22 protein-coding genes and 1 tRNA gene are annotated in these 18037 nt (G+C 65.1%); 15 read left to right on the top strand and 8 right to left on the bottom strand.

The features are described 5' to 3' along the window. Positions 1-56: 56 nt before the first annotated feature. The 3 genes from FV229_RS01390 to FV229_RS27870 all read right to left on the bottom strand — a co-directional run bounded on the left by FV229_RS01390 (position 57) and on the right by FV229_RS27870 (position 1767). Positions 57-1013, bottom strand: coding sequence for a GlxA family transcriptional regulator (locus tag FV229_RS01390; protein ID WP_147750219.1), 957 nt, complete (start codon positions 1011-1013; stop codon positions 57-59). A 40-nt stretch (positions 1014-1053) separates the two neighbouring features. Further along, entirely contained in the window at positions 1054-1395 is a 342-nt protein-coding gene (locus tag FV229_RS01385; RefSeq protein ID WP_147750218.1) for a hypothetical protein, read from the bottom strand. 108 nt (positions 1396-1503) lie between these two features. Then, positions 1504-1767 carry a hypothetical protein gene (locus tag FV229_RS27870; protein WP_147750242.1) on the bottom strand — a complete coding sequence of 88 codons (264 nt, stop codon included), beginning with the start codon at positions 1765-1767 and terminating at the stop codon, positions 1504-1506. Positions 1768-2057: 290 nt separating this feature from the next. Between FV229_RS27870 and FV229_RS01375 the strand changes: the two genes are divergently transcribed. The 8 genes from FV229_RS01375 (at position 2058) to FV229_RS01345 (ending at position 9059) form a co-directional block, all read left to right on the top strand. After that, on the top strand, positions 2058-2588 hold the full coding sequence (locus FV229_RS01375; RefSeq protein WP_147750217.1) for a sigma-70 family RNA polymerase sigma factor: 531 nt from the start codon (positions 2058-2060) through the stop codon (positions 2586-2588). Between the two features lie 2 nt (positions 2589-2590). Next, a complete protein-coding gene (locus tag FV229_RS01370) occupies positions 2591-3358 on the top strand; it encodes an anti-sigma factor (protein WP_147750241.1) in 768 nt (255 codons plus the stop codon). A gap of 9 nt (positions 3359-3367) precedes the next feature. Continuing rightward, positions 3368-4480, top strand: coding sequence for a catalase family peroxidase (locus tag FV229_RS01365; RefSeq protein WP_147750216.1), 1113 nt, complete (start codon positions 3368-3370; stop codon positions 4478-4480). Next, positions 4477-5025, top strand: coding sequence for a cytochrome b (locus tag FV229_RS01360; protein ID WP_147750215.1), 549 nt, complete (start codon positions 4477-4479; stop codon positions 5023-5025). Before FV229_RS01365 ends, FV229_RS01360 begins: the two co-directional genes overlap by 4 nt. 29 nt (positions 5026-5054) lie before the next feature. Further along, positions 5055-6200 (top strand): NAD(P)/FAD-dependent oxidoreductase, encoded by a 1146-nt coding sequence (locus FV229_RS01355; protein WP_147750214.1) that lies wholly within the window; start codon positions 5055-5057, stop codon positions 6198-6200. Positions 6201-6298: 98 nt separating this feature from the next. Next, positions 6299-6463: a hypothetical protein gene (locus tag FV229_RS27165; protein ID WP_187275019.1), complete on the top strand. Its 165-nt coding sequence runs from the start codon at positions 6299-6301 to the stop codon at positions 6461-6463. A gap of 95 nt (positions 6464-6558) precedes the next feature. After that, positions 6559-7185 carry a site-specific integrase gene (locus FV229_RS01350; RefSeq protein ID WP_246688003.1) on the top strand — a complete coding sequence of 209 codons (627 nt, stop codon included), beginning with the start codon at positions 6559-6561 and terminating at the stop codon, positions 7183-7185. 185 nt (positions 7186-7370) lie between these two features. Next, positions 7371-9059, top strand: coding sequence for an AIPR family protein (locus FV229_RS01345; protein WP_147750213.1), 1689 nt, complete (start codon positions 7371-7373; stop codon positions 9057-9059). A gap of 119 nt (positions 9060-9178) precedes the next feature. On the opposite strand, the gene FV229_RS01340 is transcribed toward FV229_RS01345, so the two are convergent. Then, on the bottom strand, positions 9179-10429 hold the full coding sequence (locus tag FV229_RS01340) for a site-specific integrase (protein ID WP_246688002.1): 1251 nt from the start codon (positions 10427-10429) through the stop codon (positions 9179-9181). Positions 10430-10705: 276 nt separating this feature from the next. Beyond that, positions 10706-10782 (bottom strand) — tRNA-Met (locus FV229_RS01335). A gap of 215 nt (positions 10783-10997) precedes the next feature. On the opposite strand from FV229_RS01335, the gene FV229_RS01330 reads away from it, so the two are divergent. Next, positions 10998-12440, top strand: a complete 1443-nt coding sequence (locus FV229_RS01330) for a protein adenylyltransferase SelO (protein WP_246688001.1) — start codon at positions 10998-11000, stop codon at positions 12438-12440. A 4-nt stretch (positions 12441-12444) separates the two neighbouring features. On the opposite strand, the gene FV229_RS27160 is transcribed toward FV229_RS01330, so the two are convergent. After that, on the bottom strand, positions 12445-12588 hold the full coding sequence (locus tag FV229_RS27160) for a hypothetical protein (RefSeq protein WP_187275018.1): 144 nt from the start codon (positions 12586-12588) through the stop codon (positions 12445-12447). A 56-nt stretch (positions 12589-12644) separates the two neighbouring features. On the opposite strand from FV229_RS27160, the gene FV229_RS01325 reads away from it, so the two are divergent. Further along, positions 12645-12872 (top strand): hypothetical protein, encoded by a 228-nt coding sequence (locus FV229_RS01325; RefSeq protein WP_147750210.1) that lies wholly within the window; start codon positions 12645-12647, stop codon positions 12870-12872. Between the two features lie 4 nt (positions 12873-12876). Then, positions 12877-13233 (top strand): hypothetical protein, encoded by a 357-nt coding sequence (locus tag FV229_RS01320; RefSeq protein WP_147750209.1) that lies wholly within the window; start codon positions 12877-12879, stop codon positions 13231-13233. 22 nt (positions 13234-13255) lie between these two features. Here the strand turns inward: FV229_RS01320 and FV229_RS01315 are convergent, their stop codons facing one another. After that, positions 13256-13621, bottom strand: coding sequence for a photosystem reaction center subunit H (locus FV229_RS01315; protein WP_147750208.1), 366 nt, complete (start codon positions 13619-13621; stop codon positions 13256-13258). A 38-nt stretch (positions 13622-13659) separates the two neighbouring features. Further along, positions 13660-14085: a response regulator gene (locus FV229_RS01310; protein ID WP_147750207.1), complete on the bottom strand. Its 426-nt coding sequence runs from the start codon at positions 14083-14085 to the stop codon at positions 13660-13662. Positions 14086-14292: 207 nt separating this feature from the next. On the opposite strand from FV229_RS01310, the gene FV229_RS01305 reads away from it, so the two are divergent. The 4 genes from FV229_RS01305 to FV229_RS01290 all read left to right on the top strand — a co-directional run bounded on the left by FV229_RS01305 (position 14293) and on the right by FV229_RS01290 (position 18031). Then, positions 14293-14967 (top strand): YoaK family protein, encoded by a 675-nt coding sequence (locus FV229_RS01305; RefSeq protein ID WP_147750206.1) that lies wholly within the window; start codon positions 14293-14295, stop codon positions 14965-14967. 63 nt (positions 14968-15030) lie between these two features. Next, complete coding sequence (locus FV229_RS01300) at positions 15031-16032, top strand: WD40 repeat domain-containing protein (protein WP_147750205.1); 1002 nt, start codon at positions 15031-15033, stop codon at positions 16030-16032. A gap of 71 nt (positions 16033-16103) precedes the next feature. Then, positions 16104-16628 carry a DUF2937 family protein gene (locus FV229_RS01295; protein WP_147750204.1) on the top strand — a complete coding sequence of 175 codons (525 nt, stop codon included), beginning with the start codon at positions 16104-16106 and terminating at the stop codon, positions 16626-16628. Positions 16629-16786: 158 nt separating this feature from the next. Continuing rightward, entirely contained in the window at positions 16787-18031 is a 1245-nt protein-coding gene (locus FV229_RS01290; protein WP_147750203.1) for a peptide ABC transporter permease, read from the top strand. Positions 18032-18037 lie beyond the last annotated feature (6 nt).

Raw genomic sequence — 18037 nt, 5'->3', positions numbered from 1 at the left:
AGAGGTCTCCGCACCCACCACGTCATAATTGCCTCGTTTTCGGACATGCGGAGCGGTTAGACGACCGCGAGCGGTCCAGCCGCCCGACGGATTGCCCGTGGGACTTCTCCCTGAACGCGCAGGAACGCCCGGCGCATCCGCTCGCGGTTGGCGAAGCCGGCAGCGTCGGCGATCTCCTCAATGGGCAGGCGGCTTTGCTCCAGCATGTGCTTGGCGGCCTCTACGCGCATCACCTCGACCGCCTTGGCAGGCGAGACCCCCGTTTCGGCTCGGAAAGCCCGTGCGAACTGACGCGGACTGAGGCAGGCGATCGCCGCAAGATCCTCGGTTGTCAGCGGAAGCCGCAGGTTCTGCCGCGCATAGGCGAGAACGCTTTGTATCCGGTCGCTTGGAGCGTCGAAGTCGAGCAGGGCCGAGTGCTGGGCCTGGCCCCCGGCCCGGCGGCGCTCCATAACGAGGCCTCGTGCTACAGTACGGGCGACTTGCCGGCCGTGGTCGCGCTCAACCATGCCGACAGCGAGATCGATGCCCGCCGCCATGCCGGCGGACGTCCAGAGATTGCCGTCCGCGACATAGATCTTGTCGATGTCGAGATGACAGTCGGGATAGCGCGCGCGGAATTGAGGCGCATAGCGCCAGTGGGTTGTGGCGCGCCGCCCGCTTAACAATCCGGCATCGGCCAGGGCAAACGCACCGAGGCAGAGGCCGGCCAAGCGGCGCGTGGAGCGAGCCGCCTCTTGTAGATAAACGAAGAGATCCGAACTCGGCTCGGGAAGGCTGATCCCCGCGGCGACGATAATTGTGTCGAAGGCGGACGGATCGCTCAGCCGCTCGGTCTCGACGGCTGGGCCGCACCCCGAGTGAAGAAGGCCACCGGCCTCCGACAGGACACGGATGTCATAGGTCGTGTCAGTTACGTATCTGTTGGCGACGGCAAATGGCGAGGTGGTAGCCAAGCCCATGAAATCGAAGTCTGGGCAAAGCACGAGACCAATGCGGCGGACGTCAGCCATCGCGGCCCCCCTTACCCTCTAACCGGGCCTGAGTTCCACATCAGGCCGCCAATGAACCAGTACAAGCGGAACGGCCGAAAACGAGGCATATTCGTCCGAGACTAAATTCGCCAGATGCACGCCAATCATTGGCTGAACGACCGCTTTCAGGCGCGCCGCGGATTGCCTCCAGCGGCTGTACTCCGAGGTCGCCCAACGAGCGACGTTGCGAATATGCCGACTTCGGATCGAAGTATGGATCGGAGGTGTAGCTGTTCATGAACGCTCCGCCGACCGGTTGGCGGTTTTGGGCAAGCAGCTTGGTTGTTGTCTGTAAACTTAGCGCGACAGCTGCTGCGGCCCGCACACCGATAAACATGATCTTTTCGTTAGGCATGACCAAGCAGCCTCAGGATATCGTGCCGATTAAGTCGATGGCGTAGATGCCAACAAATCTGTTTGCAGAGCACTTGATCGATTCGAGACTAGTGCCCTGCGAAAGGCGTGAATTTCAGTTCGGGATCAGCTCACGTGCGGGTCCGCCGGTCTCCTGGCCGCGGGCCTGAGCGTAGCCCGGCAAGGCTGGGTTCCGGGCATTGCCGCTGTCGGTGTCGATTCCGCCGAGCCAGTAGGCTGAGCGCGCCTGCGGTAGAACCGAGCCCGTGGTCGTCGGGTCCCCGGTGGGATGGGAAACAGTCCGGGCCTGGGAGGCTCCGGTCAAGGCGACAAGGGTGCAGGCAGACGCGAAAGCGAGGGCCGAAACAGTCTTGAGCATCGTCACGTCATATCTCCGATGGGTCCTGCTCGATCCAACAGCGTCAAGCAGGGATGCCGGACAGACGACGTCTTCGGCTACTTATTCCAGGTCGCGTCGAAAAATCTTGATGCTCGTGGTCCTAGCCACATCACCGAGCATGGGTACGTCATGCGGGTCTGAAAAAGATCGCTGCGTGCGTGGAATAATCCCGGATTGGCAGCGTCCATGCCTCCGAAGCCGAGCCCAGAGCAGGCTCACATCGTTTGGCTTGCACACGGAGGGGGCCCGCCCATGCCAGGAGATCGGACATGACGGACATGATGCGCCTCATCGAGCCGCTGATCCCGGCCCTGCGCCGCTATGCCCGCGCCCTCCTGCGCAATCCCACCGACGCCGACGATCTCGTGCAGGACTGCCTGGAACGGGCTGTCGGCCGCTGGCACCAGCGTCAGGCGGACGGAGACACGCGGACTTGGCTCTTCGCCATCCTCCACAACCTCGCCGTGACGCAGATGCGCCAGCGCGCGCGGCGAGGTGCGCACATGCCCATCGAAGATACGGCGGAAGCCAACCTCGCTGTGGCACCCACACAGGAGAGCGGCCTGCGCCACCGCGACTTGATGAGCGCACTCGATGCACTGCCGGAGGAGCAGCGCAGCGTCCTCCTGCTCGTGACGGTGGAGGGCCTGTCCTACGCCGAAACGGCAGAAATCCTTGCCATCCCGAGCGGCACCGTGATGTCCCGCCTGTCACGGGCCCGAGACCGGATGCTCCAGCTCATGGACGGCACCAACGCCGCCGTTCCCGCCAAGCGCCCGCTTCTGCGGAGGGTGAAATGACCATGCGTCCCATCAGCGACGACGATCTCCAGGCCCTCGTGGACGAGCGGCTGGATGCCTCCCGCAAGCGCGAGGTCGAAGCCTATCTCGCCGAACATCCTGAGGCGCGAACACGGGTCGGCCGCCTCGTCGCTCTCGGCGAGGAGATGCGGGCCGCTTTTGCTCCCATCGCCGCCGAGCCGGTTCCTGCCCAGCTGAACCTGCCGCGGATCGTCGAAGCACGCCGTCGCCCGAAACGTCCCGTCTGGCAGGCAATGGCGGCCGGGCTGCTTCTTCTCCTCGGCGGCGTCGGAGGCTGGGGCCTGCGCGATGCGGTCTCACCGGTGCCGACTGGGATCGAGGCGTTGGCCCAGGCGGCGAGCATGAACTACGCGGTCTATGCTCCGGACCACACCCGGCCCGTCGAGCTCGCTGCCGCCGACCGGGACGAACTCGCCGGCTGGTTCTCGGCCCGGCTGAAGCAGCCGGTGGGCGTGCCGGACCTCAGCGGCTCCGGCTATCACCTTATGGGCGGGCGCCTTGTCGCAACGGCCCAGGGGCCAGCAGGCCTGCTGATGTACGATGACGGGCACGGCGCGCGCTTCGTGATGCTGATGCGGCCGATGTCCGTGCCCGGCGACGCGCCGATGCAGCCGCACACCTCCGGGACGTCGAACGGCTACGCCTGGGCTCAGGATGGGCTCGGCTACAGCCTCGTGGGAGCAGCCGACCCGGCGGTCCTTCACCCGCTCGCCAATGACATCCGGCGCGCCACCGCGAAGAAGATCTGAAGGCCAGCTATGTCCCTCCTCAACGACCTCACCGGCGCTAGTCCGGCTCTGAACCCGCGCGCCGTCATCCTGCGGCTCGGTGCCATCGGAGGGCTTGTCGTCGGCGCCGCTGGGGCCTTCGCCTATGTCGGCGGCTGGTTCTCTCCGGACGCCCTGACCCAGGCGCGGATCGTCGACCGCTTCGAGCGGGTCAACGGCCCGCATCCGGGGTTCCGGCGCAACCACGCCAAGGGGCTCTGCATAGTCGGCCGCTTCGAGAGCACCGGCCGAGGCGAGCGCCTGTCGAAGGCGTCGCTGTTCGCGGCGGGCCAGGTCACCCCGGTCACCGGACGCATCGCCCTCGCGGGCGGCCAGCCCTACGCAGCGGATGCATCGACCACGGTCCGCAGCCTCGCACTCCGTTTCCAGCTTCACGACGGCGAGGAATGGCGCACCGGCAACAACGACATCCCGGTCTTCCCGGTGCGAATCCCGGAGGCGTTCTACGCCCAGCTCCTCGCCGCCAAGCCCGATCCGGCCACGGGCAAGCCCGATCCCGAGGCACTCAAAGCCTTCTTCGCCGCGAACCCCGAGAGCGCGACGGCGGCGGCCCTGATCAAGGCGCGCACGATCACTTCCGGGTTCGCCGACGACACCTTCCGGGGCTTGAACGCCTTCCGGTTCGTGGCCGGAGACGGCATGGAAACGCCCGTTCGCTGGGCGTTCGTGCCGGAGCAGGCCGCCACAGCCGAGAGTGCGGCCCAGACCGCACGCGCGGACAAGAATTACCTCTTCGACGAGTTCGAGTCCTCGGTCCGTCGGGTGCCCGTGCGGTGGCACCTCCTCGCCACCCTCGGCGAAGCAGGCGATCCCACGGCGGACGCGACGCGTCCCTGGCCGGCCGAGCGGACGAGCGTCGACCTCGGGACCGTGATCGTGACCGCAACGGAGGCGGAGGCCAGCGGCAATTGCCGCGATGTAAACTTCGACCCCCTGGTCCTGCCCGCCGGCATCGCGGGATCGGACGATCCGCTGCTCAGCGCGCGCTCGGCAGCCTACGCGCAATCCTTCACGCGACGCGCCGGCGAGCCGAAGGCCCCGAGCGCCGTCCACGATGTCCCCGCTGCAGGAGCCGGATTGTGAGCGACACCATGAACTTCAACCGACCGGCCCGGCTGCTGCACTGGGCCATGGCCGGCATGATCCTAGCCATGCTGTTCATTGGCGTTGCGATGGTGACCTCTCTGGCGCATTACGACGCCCTCGTGGCGTTGCACCGTCCCCTCGGGATCGGCATCCTGATCCTCGCAGGGCTCCGCCTCGTCAACCGCTGGCGCCATCCGCCGCCCGAACTGCCGGCCGACCTCCCGGGCTGGCAGCGACAGGCGGCGCACGCCTCGCACATCCTGCTCTACGGCTTGATGCTCGGGTTGCCGCTGATCGGCTGGGCGATGCTGTCGGCGGCCGGGTACCCCATCGGGCTCGGCGGCGCGGTGGTGCTCCCACCGATCTTGCCGCGCGATCCCACGATCTACGCCTGGCTGCGTCCGCTTCACACGGTGCTTGCCTACACCTTGTTCGGTCTCATCCTCGCCCATCTCGGTGCCGCGCTGATGCACGGGCTGATCCGCAAGGATGGTGTTTTCTCCAGCATGGCCCTGCGCTTGACGACGCCGCGGTCACGATGACGACGGGCCAGGTAACGAGGCGAAACAGCATGGACGACAGCGCAGCGGGCCGGGTGCTTATAGCCGGGGGCGGTATCGCTGGACTTGCCATGCGGCGAGCGCTGCAGCGACAGGGCATTCCCTCGCTCACCCTGGAGCGGCGCCCGACGCCGGCCGATGCGGGCCTCGCCATCAACCTGCCGGGGAACGCAGTCCAAGCCCTCGGCCAGTTCGGCTTGAGCGAAGCCCTGCGCAACATCGGCTCACCCGTCCGTCGGCGCGAGTACCGCACCGAGAGCGGGCGCCTCCTCTTCGGTATCGACGAGGCGGCGTTCTGGAGGGAAGAAGCGTGCCCGCGTTGTGTGCGTCGCGCCGACCTGCTGCGCCTCCTGACGCTCGATCTTCCCCCGACCGATCTCCGGCCGGGATGTGAGATCAGCGCCGTCCGGCAGATGCCGAGAGGCGTCGCGGTCGAGCTTCAGGATGGGACGGCCGAAACCGGCGGATTCCTCGTTGGCGCCGACGGTGTCCACTCGCGGGTTCGAAGTGACACGTTCGGCGCTTCCGCGCTCGGAGCGGCGATGCTTGCCCCAGCGAGCTGGCGCTTCATGGCGCCGAACCCAGGCCTTGACGCATGGACGCTTTGGGCTGGATCAAACGGATTGTTCCTCCTCATTCCCGTCGACCATGGCGAGGTCTACGGCTGGGTCTCCGTACCCGAAGCCGGCGAACGAGCACGGGACTTGGCCGGCTTCCGGACTGTCTTCGCGTCGTTCCCACGTCTCGTCCGCGATACCCTCGATGCGGTTCTGGCCCAGCCCGGCGCGCTCTATCATTCCCCCCTCGAAGAGGTTCGCATTCCGAGTTGGACTCGGAACCTGGTGGCGCTCGTGGGAGACGCTGCCCACGCGACTGCACCGGTCTGGGCTCAAGGGGCCGCCCTCGCTCTTGAGGATGCGGTGGTGCTGGCCACGCTGCTTGCCGAGCGGATGGACTGGGACATGGTCGGCCTAGAGTACGAGGCGCTGCGGCGGCCCCGCGTGGCCCATGTCCAAGCCATGACCGATCGCCTTTCGCGGACTGCACGGATGCCGGCCTGGGCCAGAAACCTCCTGCTTCCCTTGGTTGGGCCGCGCAGCTACCGCGCGACGTACTCCCCGCTCCGCACACCAGTCTCGGCTTTAGCATCGGGCTGAGGCCATTCGCTCATCCCAACGGTCGTAGGGCGGGACCTGCAAACCTTGACCGCTAAGAAAGACGGACGTCCCGGGTTGGGAGCTTACCGGACAGAGGAATGAAACTCATCGTTGCAACAGGCGACTCCTTGATCCGTTCACCGATGAACGACCGCTTCTTGGATCGTGGCGAAGCGACTTCTACGGCAGATCTGGGTCGCAAGCAGCCGGTGTACGCCGTCACCGCAGCTGCGTCTGGTGGCTACGCAGGTTGGAAAAGCTGAGCTTCAACGCCGTCTACAACATCATAAAATGTACATTTTATGATGTTTTGCATTAAGTGCTTGTATATTATGAGCTAAAAGGTTCGCTCGCTTTGATGCGTATCTGGAAACATCATGCTTTGTCGCTGATCCGCGCAAAACATGAGGTCGTGATGAAGCAAGCGAGGGTGCCAACCGAGGCCGAGTTCCGGCGGCTTACGGCGGTGGTGAGCCAGGGCAAGTTTGGCGCACGGAACCGGATTGCTCTCCTGCTGAGCTACCTGGCTGGGTTGCGGGTAGGAGAGATAGCTTCGCTGCGTTGGAGCGATCTTTTGGATGGCGAGGGCAAGGTACGCGAGCAGCTGCGGCTCAGCGCAGCGGTTACCAAGGGCGGCCATGCCCGCGTGGTGTTCCTGAACGTTCGGCTGCGCAGAGAGGTGGAGCTGTACCGGGGCATGCTCGCTGAGCCCCCGGACCTCTCACAGTCCGTACTCATCACCCACAAGCGCTCGGCGTTCAGCGGGAACACGCTGTGCCAGCTCATGCGGGGATGGTACGGTATGGCGGGATTAGATGGCGGTTCAAGCCACAGCGGGCGCCGATGGTTCATCACGAGATTAGCTCATGCTGGGATCTCGCCGAAGGCTATCATGATGCTCGCGGGGCATCGTCATCTATCGACGACACAACGGTATATCGATGTTAACGACGATATGATGCGCGCAGCTGTTGAGAAGTTGTAATTTAGCTTGTAGTAAGGCAATAATTGATGAGACTAAATATTTCCCTTCCAGAACGAAATATCCTGGTCATGTCCTAATTTTCCATCTTGCCCGAAGGGTAAGAAAAATAAGAGTTATTTCAACATACCAATATCTAAGGAATACCAAAAATATCCGCAATCTTTATCACTCTAATGGAAAAATCGATGACAGCTAATCCTCTAAATGTTCAGGTCGTCGATCAAAGAGTGATGAAAAAAGCTCATGATCTCGAAGAAAAGCTAAAAATTGAAATTGGTATCAAGAATGATCCTCATAAATTAAAATCTGCTGCTTTTGTCTGCGTGGTGGCTGGAGTAGCGCTTGGGTTAACAGACGAGGAAGTCTTAGATGGAGTAGTAGAGGGCGGTTCGGATTTTGGTGTTGATGCTTTGTACCGTACCACGCCTGTAGAGGGTGAGTTTCGGGTCACTCTTGTACAAGGTAAATACAAACAAAACTTGGAAGGCGATGCAAATTTTCCAGAAACTGGTGTGACAAAACTTATTGAAGCTATCAAGATTCTCTTTAATCCTAATTCGGCATTTACCGCAAACGATCGTCTGAGGAAACGTATTGAAGAAATAAGATCATTCATTGCTGAAGGTGACTATCCAAAAATAAGAGCAATTCTATGTAACAATGGTATTAAGTGGAATAACGAAGCTCAGCAGCGTATCGAGGCTGCTGGATTTAGAGACTTAGTTGAATGGGAGCATATCGGTCCTGATGAGCTTCGGCATCTGATGCGCGCAAAAGTTGCAGTCGAGGCGCAGTTACAGCTATCTGGAAAAGCGATAGTCGAAGATCATCCTTTTATGCGGGCAATGATTGGCCGAATGTCAGTAATCGAGCTCGCTAATTTATTTAAAAAACACGGTGACGCGTTATTAGAGCGCAACATCAGGAGGTATCTTGGTCTCTCAGGGCGGGTAAACGAAGAAATTGCCGCGACACTCCGAGACAATCAACAGAGGCCGAGGTTTTATTTTTACAACAACGGCGTAACAATCATTTGCAATAAATTCGGTTACAACGGATTTGCGGATCGAGACTATCTTGTAAATCTTAAGTCTGTCCAAATAGTCAATGGCGGCCAAACATCTCGAACTATACTTCACATGTTGGATGAAATTGGGCCTGAGATTGCGAGTGCTCATGTCTTAGTCAGAATTTACGAGCTTCCCGACGACGATGAGGATCTTGTACAAAAGATCACTCGCGCTACAAATAATCAAAATCCAGTCGATCTGAAAGACTTAAAATCCAATGATCTTATACAAAAAAACTTGGAGGAAATGATTTCTTCTTTGGGATACACATATAGAAGAAAAAGAGCAGATGGAGTATCGGCGACGGAAATTACAAATACTACTGTTGCAGAAGCTGTTCTGGCTATATGGAGACAGCGGCCACATCAGGCGAGATTTATGACTACTGAGCATTTCGGCAAGCTTTATGAGCAGATTTTTACGGTCGGGTTGAACGGTACCCAAGCAATTATTTCTGTTCTCATACTTCGAATTGCAGAAAACAAACGTAAAAGACCCCCCGAGGGTTCGCCCGATTATCTTCAGTATGGATCCAGATTTATCGCTATGCTGATGGGGATTTATCTATTGAATGATTTGGGTGTTGATCTCGGGCAGCTGAACCACCTAAAATTTCAGCAGGCAAGATCAATTCTGGAAGAAAAAGGTGAAATTTATTTCCAAAGAGCGCTCGTACAGCTTGGGAAGGCCATAAAAAATCTTTGCGGGGACCAAGAGCAGAGCTTGCAGAAATTGTCGGCAACTTTTCGACGTGGAGATCTCGTAGCAGAGCTAATTGGACGAGAATTGGCCGTGGACGCATAATATTTTGTCGAAAGGGTGCGGGATGCTGGAGTGTCCCGTATCAGCAAATGCTAATTATTGCATTTGTTTATTGATATATTTGTAAGTAAAATTATTCCGTCCCGTGCAAAAGTTAAACGTCATGTGCGCGTCCACTCCGGGCGTAGCCGGTCTACCACGCGCTCCAGACGCACCTGCCCGTAGTGCTTGTCGATCATGGCGAGCGAGGTGCGGCAGTTGCGGGCTATGTCTGTGACCTCAGCTCCGTGCGTGAGCTGCTGCGTGATGTAAAAATGGCGCAGCGAGTAAGGGGTGCGTTTGATGCCCCGGTGATCGCGCTCCAGATCCGCCGCCTTCAGCAGTTCGGTGAAGCCGTTGGCGATCGAGCTGATTCGTTTGCCCTGCTCACTCGCGAACACCGGATCGCCATCAAGGGGCTCACGCTGCATACTGCGCTCGAACAGCATCCATAGGGTGTCGAACCACGGGATCGCCGCGGTGTGCGGGATCGCAGTGCCGCTCATGCCTTTGCCCCGAGCTTTGAGCCGGATGTCCCGCTGCGTGATGCCTTTGCCCCTCCCAGCTCGGTAGCCAAGGATGTCGCCCCAGGTGAGGTTGTACATCTCTGTGGGGCGAAGGCCCGAGAACGCGCCGATCATCACGTACGCGTGGAGCACCGTGCGATCTCGTCGGGTGTGATCGTCCAGCCGTTTAATCCGCCAGCGCCGCTTGTCGCTGCTCCTTACCTCTGCGCCCGTGCCCTCCATGATGGGATCGGTGAGCCGGCTGAGGCTGGTTTCCACCAGCCTGGCGAACTCATCGGGCTCGAAGCTGGGTCGGCGATTGTCCTGTTTGCGCCGAATCTTGATGGCGATCTCAGGAGGCGTTTTGAGATAGCCCCATTTTACAGCCTGCCGCAGCAGGGCTCGCAGCACCACGGCCTCTCCTCGTTGACGGCTCACCGAGGGTGCTGCTCGGCGTACGGGCCGGCGCAGCCGGTGACCCGCGCGCTCATATTCAATGTGCGTGATGAGCTTGCCGGGGCCTTCGGTCCAATAGGTGCGCCGCCACTCCGCGTAGCGTTCCAGATCGGTGTCCGTGATGCCATCAACCGGTCGGCTGCCGAAATAGCCCACGAAAAAACGGCGAATCATGCTGGGTTCGCTGCGACCCTGATCGGCTCGGCGTTCCCCTCGCTCCACCTCCCGGTGGATCAGCTCGATGAATTCTTCGGCCACCGCCTCGAACGTGTGCACCTTCGCGCTGAGGCCCTGCTTGGCCCGATACGTGGCCTCGTACCAAATTTCATCGGCTTTGCGTTCAGCTTGAGCACGATCGCTGGTGTCCAGGGATCGCTTGATCTGCCCCTGCCCGCGGATGCTGAACCGCATCTGCCACTTGGTGCTGCCCGTGCGTTGGAACAGCTGATAGCGCTCAGTTTGGGGGCTGCCTGGGGTGCTCAAATTGCGCCCTGTCTGGTTACTGCGGTGCGGATGACTGCGCTAGAAGTGCGCTAGCGTGTTCCAGCAACAGGAACCAAAGCCTTAAGCCGAAAGGGCTTTTTCCAGCACTGCACTAGCACTGAGCTAACGCATAAAGCCATCTTCTAGCAGCTCAAAGAGCCATGAAAAAGCCTGCTAAGTGCTTGACCTAGCAGGCGAAATCTTTGGTAGCGGGAGAGGGACTCGAACCCCCGACACGAGGATTATGATTCCTCTGCTCTAACCAGCTGAGCTACCCCGCCCCAGCCCGCGGCCGTCTGCGTAGGCAGGCGGCCGGTTCGGAGATCGGCGGTATAGGGAACGGCGGCTTGCGGTGTCAACGCCCTCTTTCCGGCCGAGGCGCGGGTTTTTTCTGTGGCGCGTCCCGGCGTTCCGGATCATCCCGCAACGGATCGCGCCGGGCGTGCTTATCGCTATGAGTGCTCTCCGAATGCCGGAACCGAGCGAGGGTTCATTCTTGTCAGACCGTCCAACGCAAGAGGTGCGGCCCTCGCGCCGCCATGCCGACCTCGGCGCCGACTTCTTCGACGTGGTCGCGGCCGCCCGCTTCCCGCAGACGATCCTGCGCTTCCGTAACCGTCCTTGGGCCGCCCGCGTCGGGCTCGACGGGCTGACGGACGCCGAGTGGATCGCCCGGTTCGGCCGGTTCGAGCCCCTGCCCGGCTCGTTCCCCGCGCCGCTGGCCCTGCGCTATCACGGCCACCAGTTCCGCTCGTACAACCCCGAGCTCGGGGACGGGCGCGGCTTCCTCTACGCGCAGCTGCACGATTTGCGCGATGGGCGCCTGCTCGACCTCGCCACCAAGGGTAGCGGCACCACGCCGTGGTCGCGGGCGGGCGACGGCCGGCTGACCCTGAAGGGCGGCGTGCGCGAGGTGCTGGCCACCGCGCTCCTCGAAGCGCAGGGCGTGAACACCTCCAAGAGCTTCAGCCTGATCGAGACCGGCGAGGCGCTGGAGCGCGGCGACGAGCCCTCCCCCACCCGCTCCGCGGTGCTTGTGCGCCTGAGCCACGGCCACATCCGCATCGGCAGCTTCCAGCGGTTCCTGGCGCTCGACGAGCCGAGGAACATCGAGCGGCTGCTCGATCACACCATCACGACGCACATGCCCGACCTCTGGCGCGAGGCGCCGGCTGACCGGGCGGTGGCCTTCCTCGCCGAGGTCGTGCGACGGGTCGCGCGGATGGGTGCGCAATGGGCGGCCGCGGGCTTCGTCCACGGGGTGCTCAACACCGACAACATCAACGTCACCGGCGAGAGCTTCGATTACGGGCCGTGGCGCTGGCTTCCGGCCTACGATCCGAATTTCACGGCCGCCTATTTCGACAGCCAAGGGCTCTACAGCTTCGGCCGCCAGCCGGAGGCGTTGTACTGGAACCTCGCACGGCTGGCGGATTGCCTGCTGACGCTGGCGCCGCAGGCCGACCTTGAAGCGGCGCTGAAGGGTTTTGGGCCCGCCCTGCAGGAGGGCTTCGCCGAGGCCTTGTTCGCCAGGCTCGGGCTCGCGAAGGCCGGCCAGGACGAAACCGATCGGCTGGTCGGCGCCTTCTGGCGCTTCCTGGCCGAGAGCCACGCCCCGTTCGAGCAGACCTTCTTCGATTGGTACGGCGGCATCGCCAGCGGCGAGCGCGCCGCGGCGAGCCCCTCGGCTGCACTCTATGCCGGCGACGCTTTCGCCCCGGTGCGCGCGGCGTTGGAGGGCCTGGCGTCGGCGCCGGGCGCCGGCCTCGCCCATCCCTATTTCGCCGACCGCACACCCTGCACGCTGCTGATCGACGAGGTCGAGGCGCTGTGGGCGCCGATCGCTGCGTCCGACGACTGGTCGGCGCTCGACGACAAGCTCGCGGCGATCGCGCGCATGGCCGAGGCCTACGGCACGGCGCCCGCGCCGGTTTGGTAAGGCCTCAACGCTCCTCCTCCTCGCGGCGGCGCGCCTCGGCGTGGCCGGCGCGGATGCCGAGGTCGACCATCGTGCGTGTGATGCGCAGGCCGAGCCAGAACAGCAGAACGCAGACGGCGACCGCGGCGGCGATCTTCACGGGGTTCACGGGCGGCGCCCTCGCGGCGGTGGACGATCGGATTGAGTTAGGGCAGAGGCACTGGTGTGCGCGAGACCTTTCACATCGAAGTCCTCGGCCCCGAGCCGGGTGACGTCCAGACCCGGATCTCGGTGCGCAGCGCCGGGCTCGAGGGGGCGCAGGAGCGTGCGCTGCGCCTATTCGCCCGGGCCCGCGTGCCGCAGCGCTCGGTCGGACCGGCGGAAGCGGTGCGGGTGATCGACGGCGCCGGACGCGAGGTGTTCTTCCGCAGCCGCTTCGACGAGCCGGGCTAGGCGCATGCGCAGGGCTCTCTTGGTCCTCGCGCTGGTCGTGCTGCTGCCGGCACTGTTCGTGCGCAGCTACAGCCTGCCGCCGGCACCCGACCGGCGCGGTGGGACGACGATCCTGCTGAGCGTTCCGAACCGGCCGCTGTTCGGCAGCCCGCGGGCCGATTGCGTCGACACGCCGGAGGACGGCTCGGTGATCGCCTGCCTGATCGCCTCGGTGAACCGGTCGCGGGCGGAGGGCGTCCCGCTCCTGTCGCTGCCGTTCTCGCCGACCGCATACGGCCTGTCGGAACGGGTGGCGCTGCTCGGGCGGGACGAAGCCGCGGGGAAGGCGCAGCTCGCCCGGATCGCCCGCTTCGGCTGGTGAGGCGCGCTCACCCGCGCAACATTTATTTGGGCTTGGCCGGCGCGGCGGGCTCGACTGCGGGCTTCGGCTTGCGGGCCTCCTGTTGGCTCTCGGCCTTCTCCTCGTCGGTGTCGCCCTTCTCGATCGTCTTCTCCGGGTCGGCGGCCAGCGTTTTCACGATCTCCAGCACGCGCTCGCATTCGGTGACGTAGGAATAGCTCTCCAGCACGATCGCCGCGTCGCGCAGCGTGCGCAGGTCGCGCACCATCTGCTTGTTGGCGGCCTCCTGGAGCTCGCTCTTCCGGGCGATCGTCTCCTCGATCTTGGCGGCCTTCACGTCGCAGGCGGCTTCGACCGGCGTGGCGAGGCCGGCGGCGAGCATCAGGAGGGCGGCGTGAGCGAGGCGCATGCGTCAGGGTTCCGGGCGTCGTGCGTCGAGGGACGGGATCAGGCGTGGTGGGCGTGGCTGCGCAGGATGTCGTTCGTCAGCGCGACGAGCTGGCTCGGACGGTAGGGTTTTGGCACGAACACCGATTCGGGGACCGCCTCGCCCTGCGAGAGGCAGGCGCGGCCGCCGGAGGTGTAGACCACCGGCAGCGAGGGGCAATGCGCCCGCGCGGCCCGGGCCAGCGTGATCCCGTTCGTGTTGCGGGCGAGGTCGATATCGGTGAAGAGCAGGTCGACGGTCTCCCGGGCGAGGATCGCCTCGGCCTCCCAGGCGTCGGCGGCAGTCAGGACGCGGTAGCCCTCGTCGAGCAGCGCTTCCGCTGCCAGTTCGCAGACGAACGGCTCGTCCTCGACCACCAGGATGGTGGTCGGCGCGCGGTCGAGGTAGCTCGGCAGGCCGAAGGCGGCGCAGGCGAAGGACATCATGACGCAACTCCAACTCACCCGGCGTGGGACGAAGGTCCCGCAGCCGGATCGAAGGACAAACGGCGCCCTACGGTCCGGCGTTCGCCGTGATTGCATCGAATTGCCGAGGTTTGGTGAGCGAAGCCTTAACCCTGCTCGCCCGCCCCTGAACGAGGCGCCGGGAATGGTTAACCAAGGGTTGACGCGTCGCGCACCGGATCGGGTTTCGTGAACCGGTCCTGGCAGGTCGGGACCGGGCTCGTGCTCACCGCGCTCGCCGGATTCGTCGACGCGCTGGGCTTCGTCCGGCTCGGCGGCCTCTACACCTCGTTCATGAGCGGCAACACCACGCAGCTCTCGGTCTTCCTCGGGCATGCGGATTTCGCGCACGTGGTGCTGCCGGCGATCCTGATCGGCGGGTTCCTCGGCGGCGCGATCCTCGGCAGCGGCCTGTCGATCCTGATCCCCTCCCCCTGGGCGACGCCGGCGGTGCTCGGCTACGAAGCCCTGCTGATCCTGGCAGCCCTCGGGGTCGGCCTCGCGATTCCGGAACTCGGCATCGCCGCGTTCTTCATGGCGGTGGCGATGGGCTCGCAGAACGCCGTGCTGGCGCAGGTGAAGGGGTTCCGCGCCGGCACCACCTTCGTCACCGGGGCCCTGTTCAGCCTCGGGCAGAAGGTGGCGCAGGCGCTCACCCGCACCGGGCCGCCCTTCGGCTGGGTCGGCGACGGGGCGGTCTGGGCCGCGCTCCTCGTCGGCGCGTTCGGCGGCGCCGTGGCCTATGCCCGCCTAGAGCTCTATGCCCTGTTCATCCCGGCGGCGGTCTCCGGCCTCCTCGCCCTGGTCGCCGCGATCTTCGCGCTGCGCCACCAGACGATGATGCCCGAGCCGCCCGCCACCTGAGCCCGTTTCACGCCTGTTCCGCTCGCCTTGTCCTGCCCGCGCCCGTCCTGATCGAGTCTCCCGATGAGCAACGCTTCGCTGACCACCCACGTCGCCCCGGTCGAGGCCGGCGCCCACGTCGTCGCCGCGCACTTCCTGAAGGACGCGCTGGGGATGGCCCTCGGCGACGGCACCGTCCTGCTCAGCCGGGACGGCACGTCCAGCCGCCTCGCCGCCCATCCCGAGGCCGGCATCCTGGCCGCCGTGGGCGACGGCAACCGCCTCGTCACCGGCGGCGACGACGGGCGCGTGGTGGCGCTCCGGCCCGACGGCACGCTGTCCGAGGTCGCCACCGCCAAGGGCGGCGCCTGGATCGACGCGCTCGCCCTGCATCCCGACGGGTCGGTGGCCTACGCGGCCGGGCGCACCGTGGTCGCCCGCGACGCCAAGGGGCGCGAGCGCACGTTCACGGCCCCCTCCACCGCCCGCGGCCTCGCCTTCGCCTCAAAGGGCTACCGGCTGGCGGCCTCTCACTACAACGGCGTCTCGCTCTGGTACCCGAACCACGAGACGCCCGCCGAGATGGTCGAGTGGAAGGGCTCGCACATCGACGTGACGTGGTCGCCCGACGGGCGCTTCGTCGTCTCGACCATGCAGGAGAACGCGCTGCACGGCTGGCGCCTGCAGCCGGACCGCGGCCACATGCGGATGTCGGGCTACCCGGCCAAGGTGCGCTCGGTGTCGTGGTCGTCGGACGGCCACTGGCTCGCCACCAGCGGCGCGGAGGCCGCGATCGTGTGGCCGTTCGATTCGAAGGAAGGCCCCACCGGCAAGGCTCCACGCGAGTGCGGCGTGCGCCCGGCCCGCGTCTCCCGCGTCGCCTTCCACCCCAAGGCCCTGGTGCTGGCCATGGGCTACGAGGACGGCTGCATCCTGCTCGTGCGCTTCACCGACGCCTCCGAACTGCTGGTCCGCCCGGCGGTGAAGGGCAGCGGGATTTCGGCGTTGGCCTGGGACGCGAAGGGCGGGCGGCTGGCGTTCGGATGCGTCGACGGGGCGGCGGGGCTGCTGACCCTGCCCGCCTGATTGCGGTCGGGTTCTGGAACTGCCGCCGCCACCGTGCTCTTCTGCCACGACCACCACGACGAGGATGCCCCGTGTTCCGTGTCTTCCGCACCCTAGGCCTCGCCCTCGGCCTGCTCGGCGGCGGGCTGGCGGCGCAGGGCCCCGAATTCGCCCAGCAATACGCCCAGCGCCTCGGCGGCGCCCTGGACGAGCTGAAGCGCGAGGTCGCGACGCTCGAATCGGACGCCAAGGCCACCGGCAACACCCGCGAAGGTGCCGTCGATCGCCTGCGCACCAATCCCGACACCCTGGTCGCGCGCCGGGGCGAGGCCGCGCGCTACGACATCGAGCGGCTGGAACGGCTCTCGGCGCAGCAGCAGGCTTTGGCGGACGCGGCGAGCCCCCTCGGGCGGCTGGCCGCCGTGATCCGCGACCCCGACGTTCCGCTCGCCCGCGCCACCTACCGCGATTACGACCCGGCCCTCCCGACCACCACCGACGGGATCGTCGCCGGTCTCCTCGGCTTCCTGGCCGCCTGGGGCGGCTGGCGCGTGCTCTCCGACGTCGGCCGCCGCGTGGTCCGCCGCCTGCCGCGGACCGCGGTCACGACGGCTTAAACGGGCGTCGGCGCGATCACGGCGGGCGACGTCGGCGCCTCTGTGTGGCCGGGCGTCTACAGCCCCTAGCGCGCGGCTTGCTTAAGCGAGACATCGAGGACGGGCGCGGCCGGGCTTTCCGGCACACGCAACCGTCACGCTGGTTCCCGAGTCGCACCATGGCGCGCCCATCCACCCAGACGATCGACCCCGCGCTCGATGCGGCCGCGCTCCTGCGCCGTGTCGGGTTCTTCGGGCTGTTCGTGATCCTTCCGGTGGTGGCGCAGGTGGCGCGGCGCGCGACCGTGATCCTCGCCCCGATCTCCGTCGCCCTGCTGATCCTCGCCAGCGCCATCGACGGCCGCCAACGGCCGCTGCGCGCCAGCGGCGTCCGGCTTCTGCGCGCCCCGGCCTTCCTCGCCGGCCTCCTCGTGCTGGCCTGGATGGCGCTGTCGCTGGTCTGGACGCCGTTCCCCGGCCCCGCCTCCGAACGGTTCGCCAACCTCGTCGCCACGATCCTGCTGACGCTGGCCGGCTACATGGCGCTGCCGGACCGGATGCGCTCGGCCAACCTCTACCTGCTGCCGCTCGGTGTCACCGCGGCGGCGATCGTCGCCATCATGCTCGGTCTGTTCGGCGACAGCCTGATGCGCGGCGTCCCGGACGACGACAACGCCCTCGACCGCGGCCTCACCCTCCTCGCCCTGCTGGTCTGGCCCGCGGTGGCCTGGCTGCGCTCGCGTCGCCGCGACCGGGAGGCGCTCGGCCTCGCCGTGGTGGTGGCCGTGGCGCTGGCGGTCTCGCCGGATGTCGGGCAGATCGCGGCGCTCGCGATCGGGGCGCTGGCCTTTGCGGTGACGAGCTTCCGGCCGCGCCTCGGCGTCGGCCTCACCGCCGGCATCGCCGCCGGCTTGCTCGCGGTGGCGCCGCTGCTGCCGTTTCTCGCCCGACCCGTCGGCGCCGCCCTGTTCGGCCCCCTGAGCCCCGGCGTGCTGACGCTGAAGAGCTGGCAGCGGATCGTGACCACCGAGCCGGTCAGGCTCATCACCGGCCACGGATTCGAGACGGCGTTGCGCGGGCGCGTCTTCGGGCTGATCCCTGTGAACGCGCCGAGCACCGCGCTGTTCGCCATGTGGTACGAGCTCGGCGTCGTCGGGGCGCTGGCCGCCGCCTACGCCCTCTACGCCTCGGTCCGCCGCGCCGGCCGCAACGTGCCGCTGCTGGTGCCCGGGGCGATGGCGGGCTTCGCCGCTGCCTTCACCATCGCCTGCATCGGCGTCGGCCTGACGGTAGTGTGGTGGCTGACGACGCTGGCCATCACCATCCTCGTCTTCGTCGCGATCGAGCGCGGCCAGTTCCGCACCCGCCGCCCGAAGGTGAGCCGCCTGAAGCTGCCGCCCCTGGGCGAGCCGCCGACGCCTTGAACTTCG

It is taken from the genome of Methylobacterium sp. WL120 (assembly GCF_008039465.1).
GTDB classification, from domain to species: Bacteria; Pseudomonadota; Alphaproteobacteria; order Rhizobiales; family Beijerinckiaceae; genus Methylobacterium; species Methylobacterium cerastii.
Note: the sequence above shows the minus strand (reverse complement) of the source record. Positions and strands in the feature narration are given on the sequence as shown.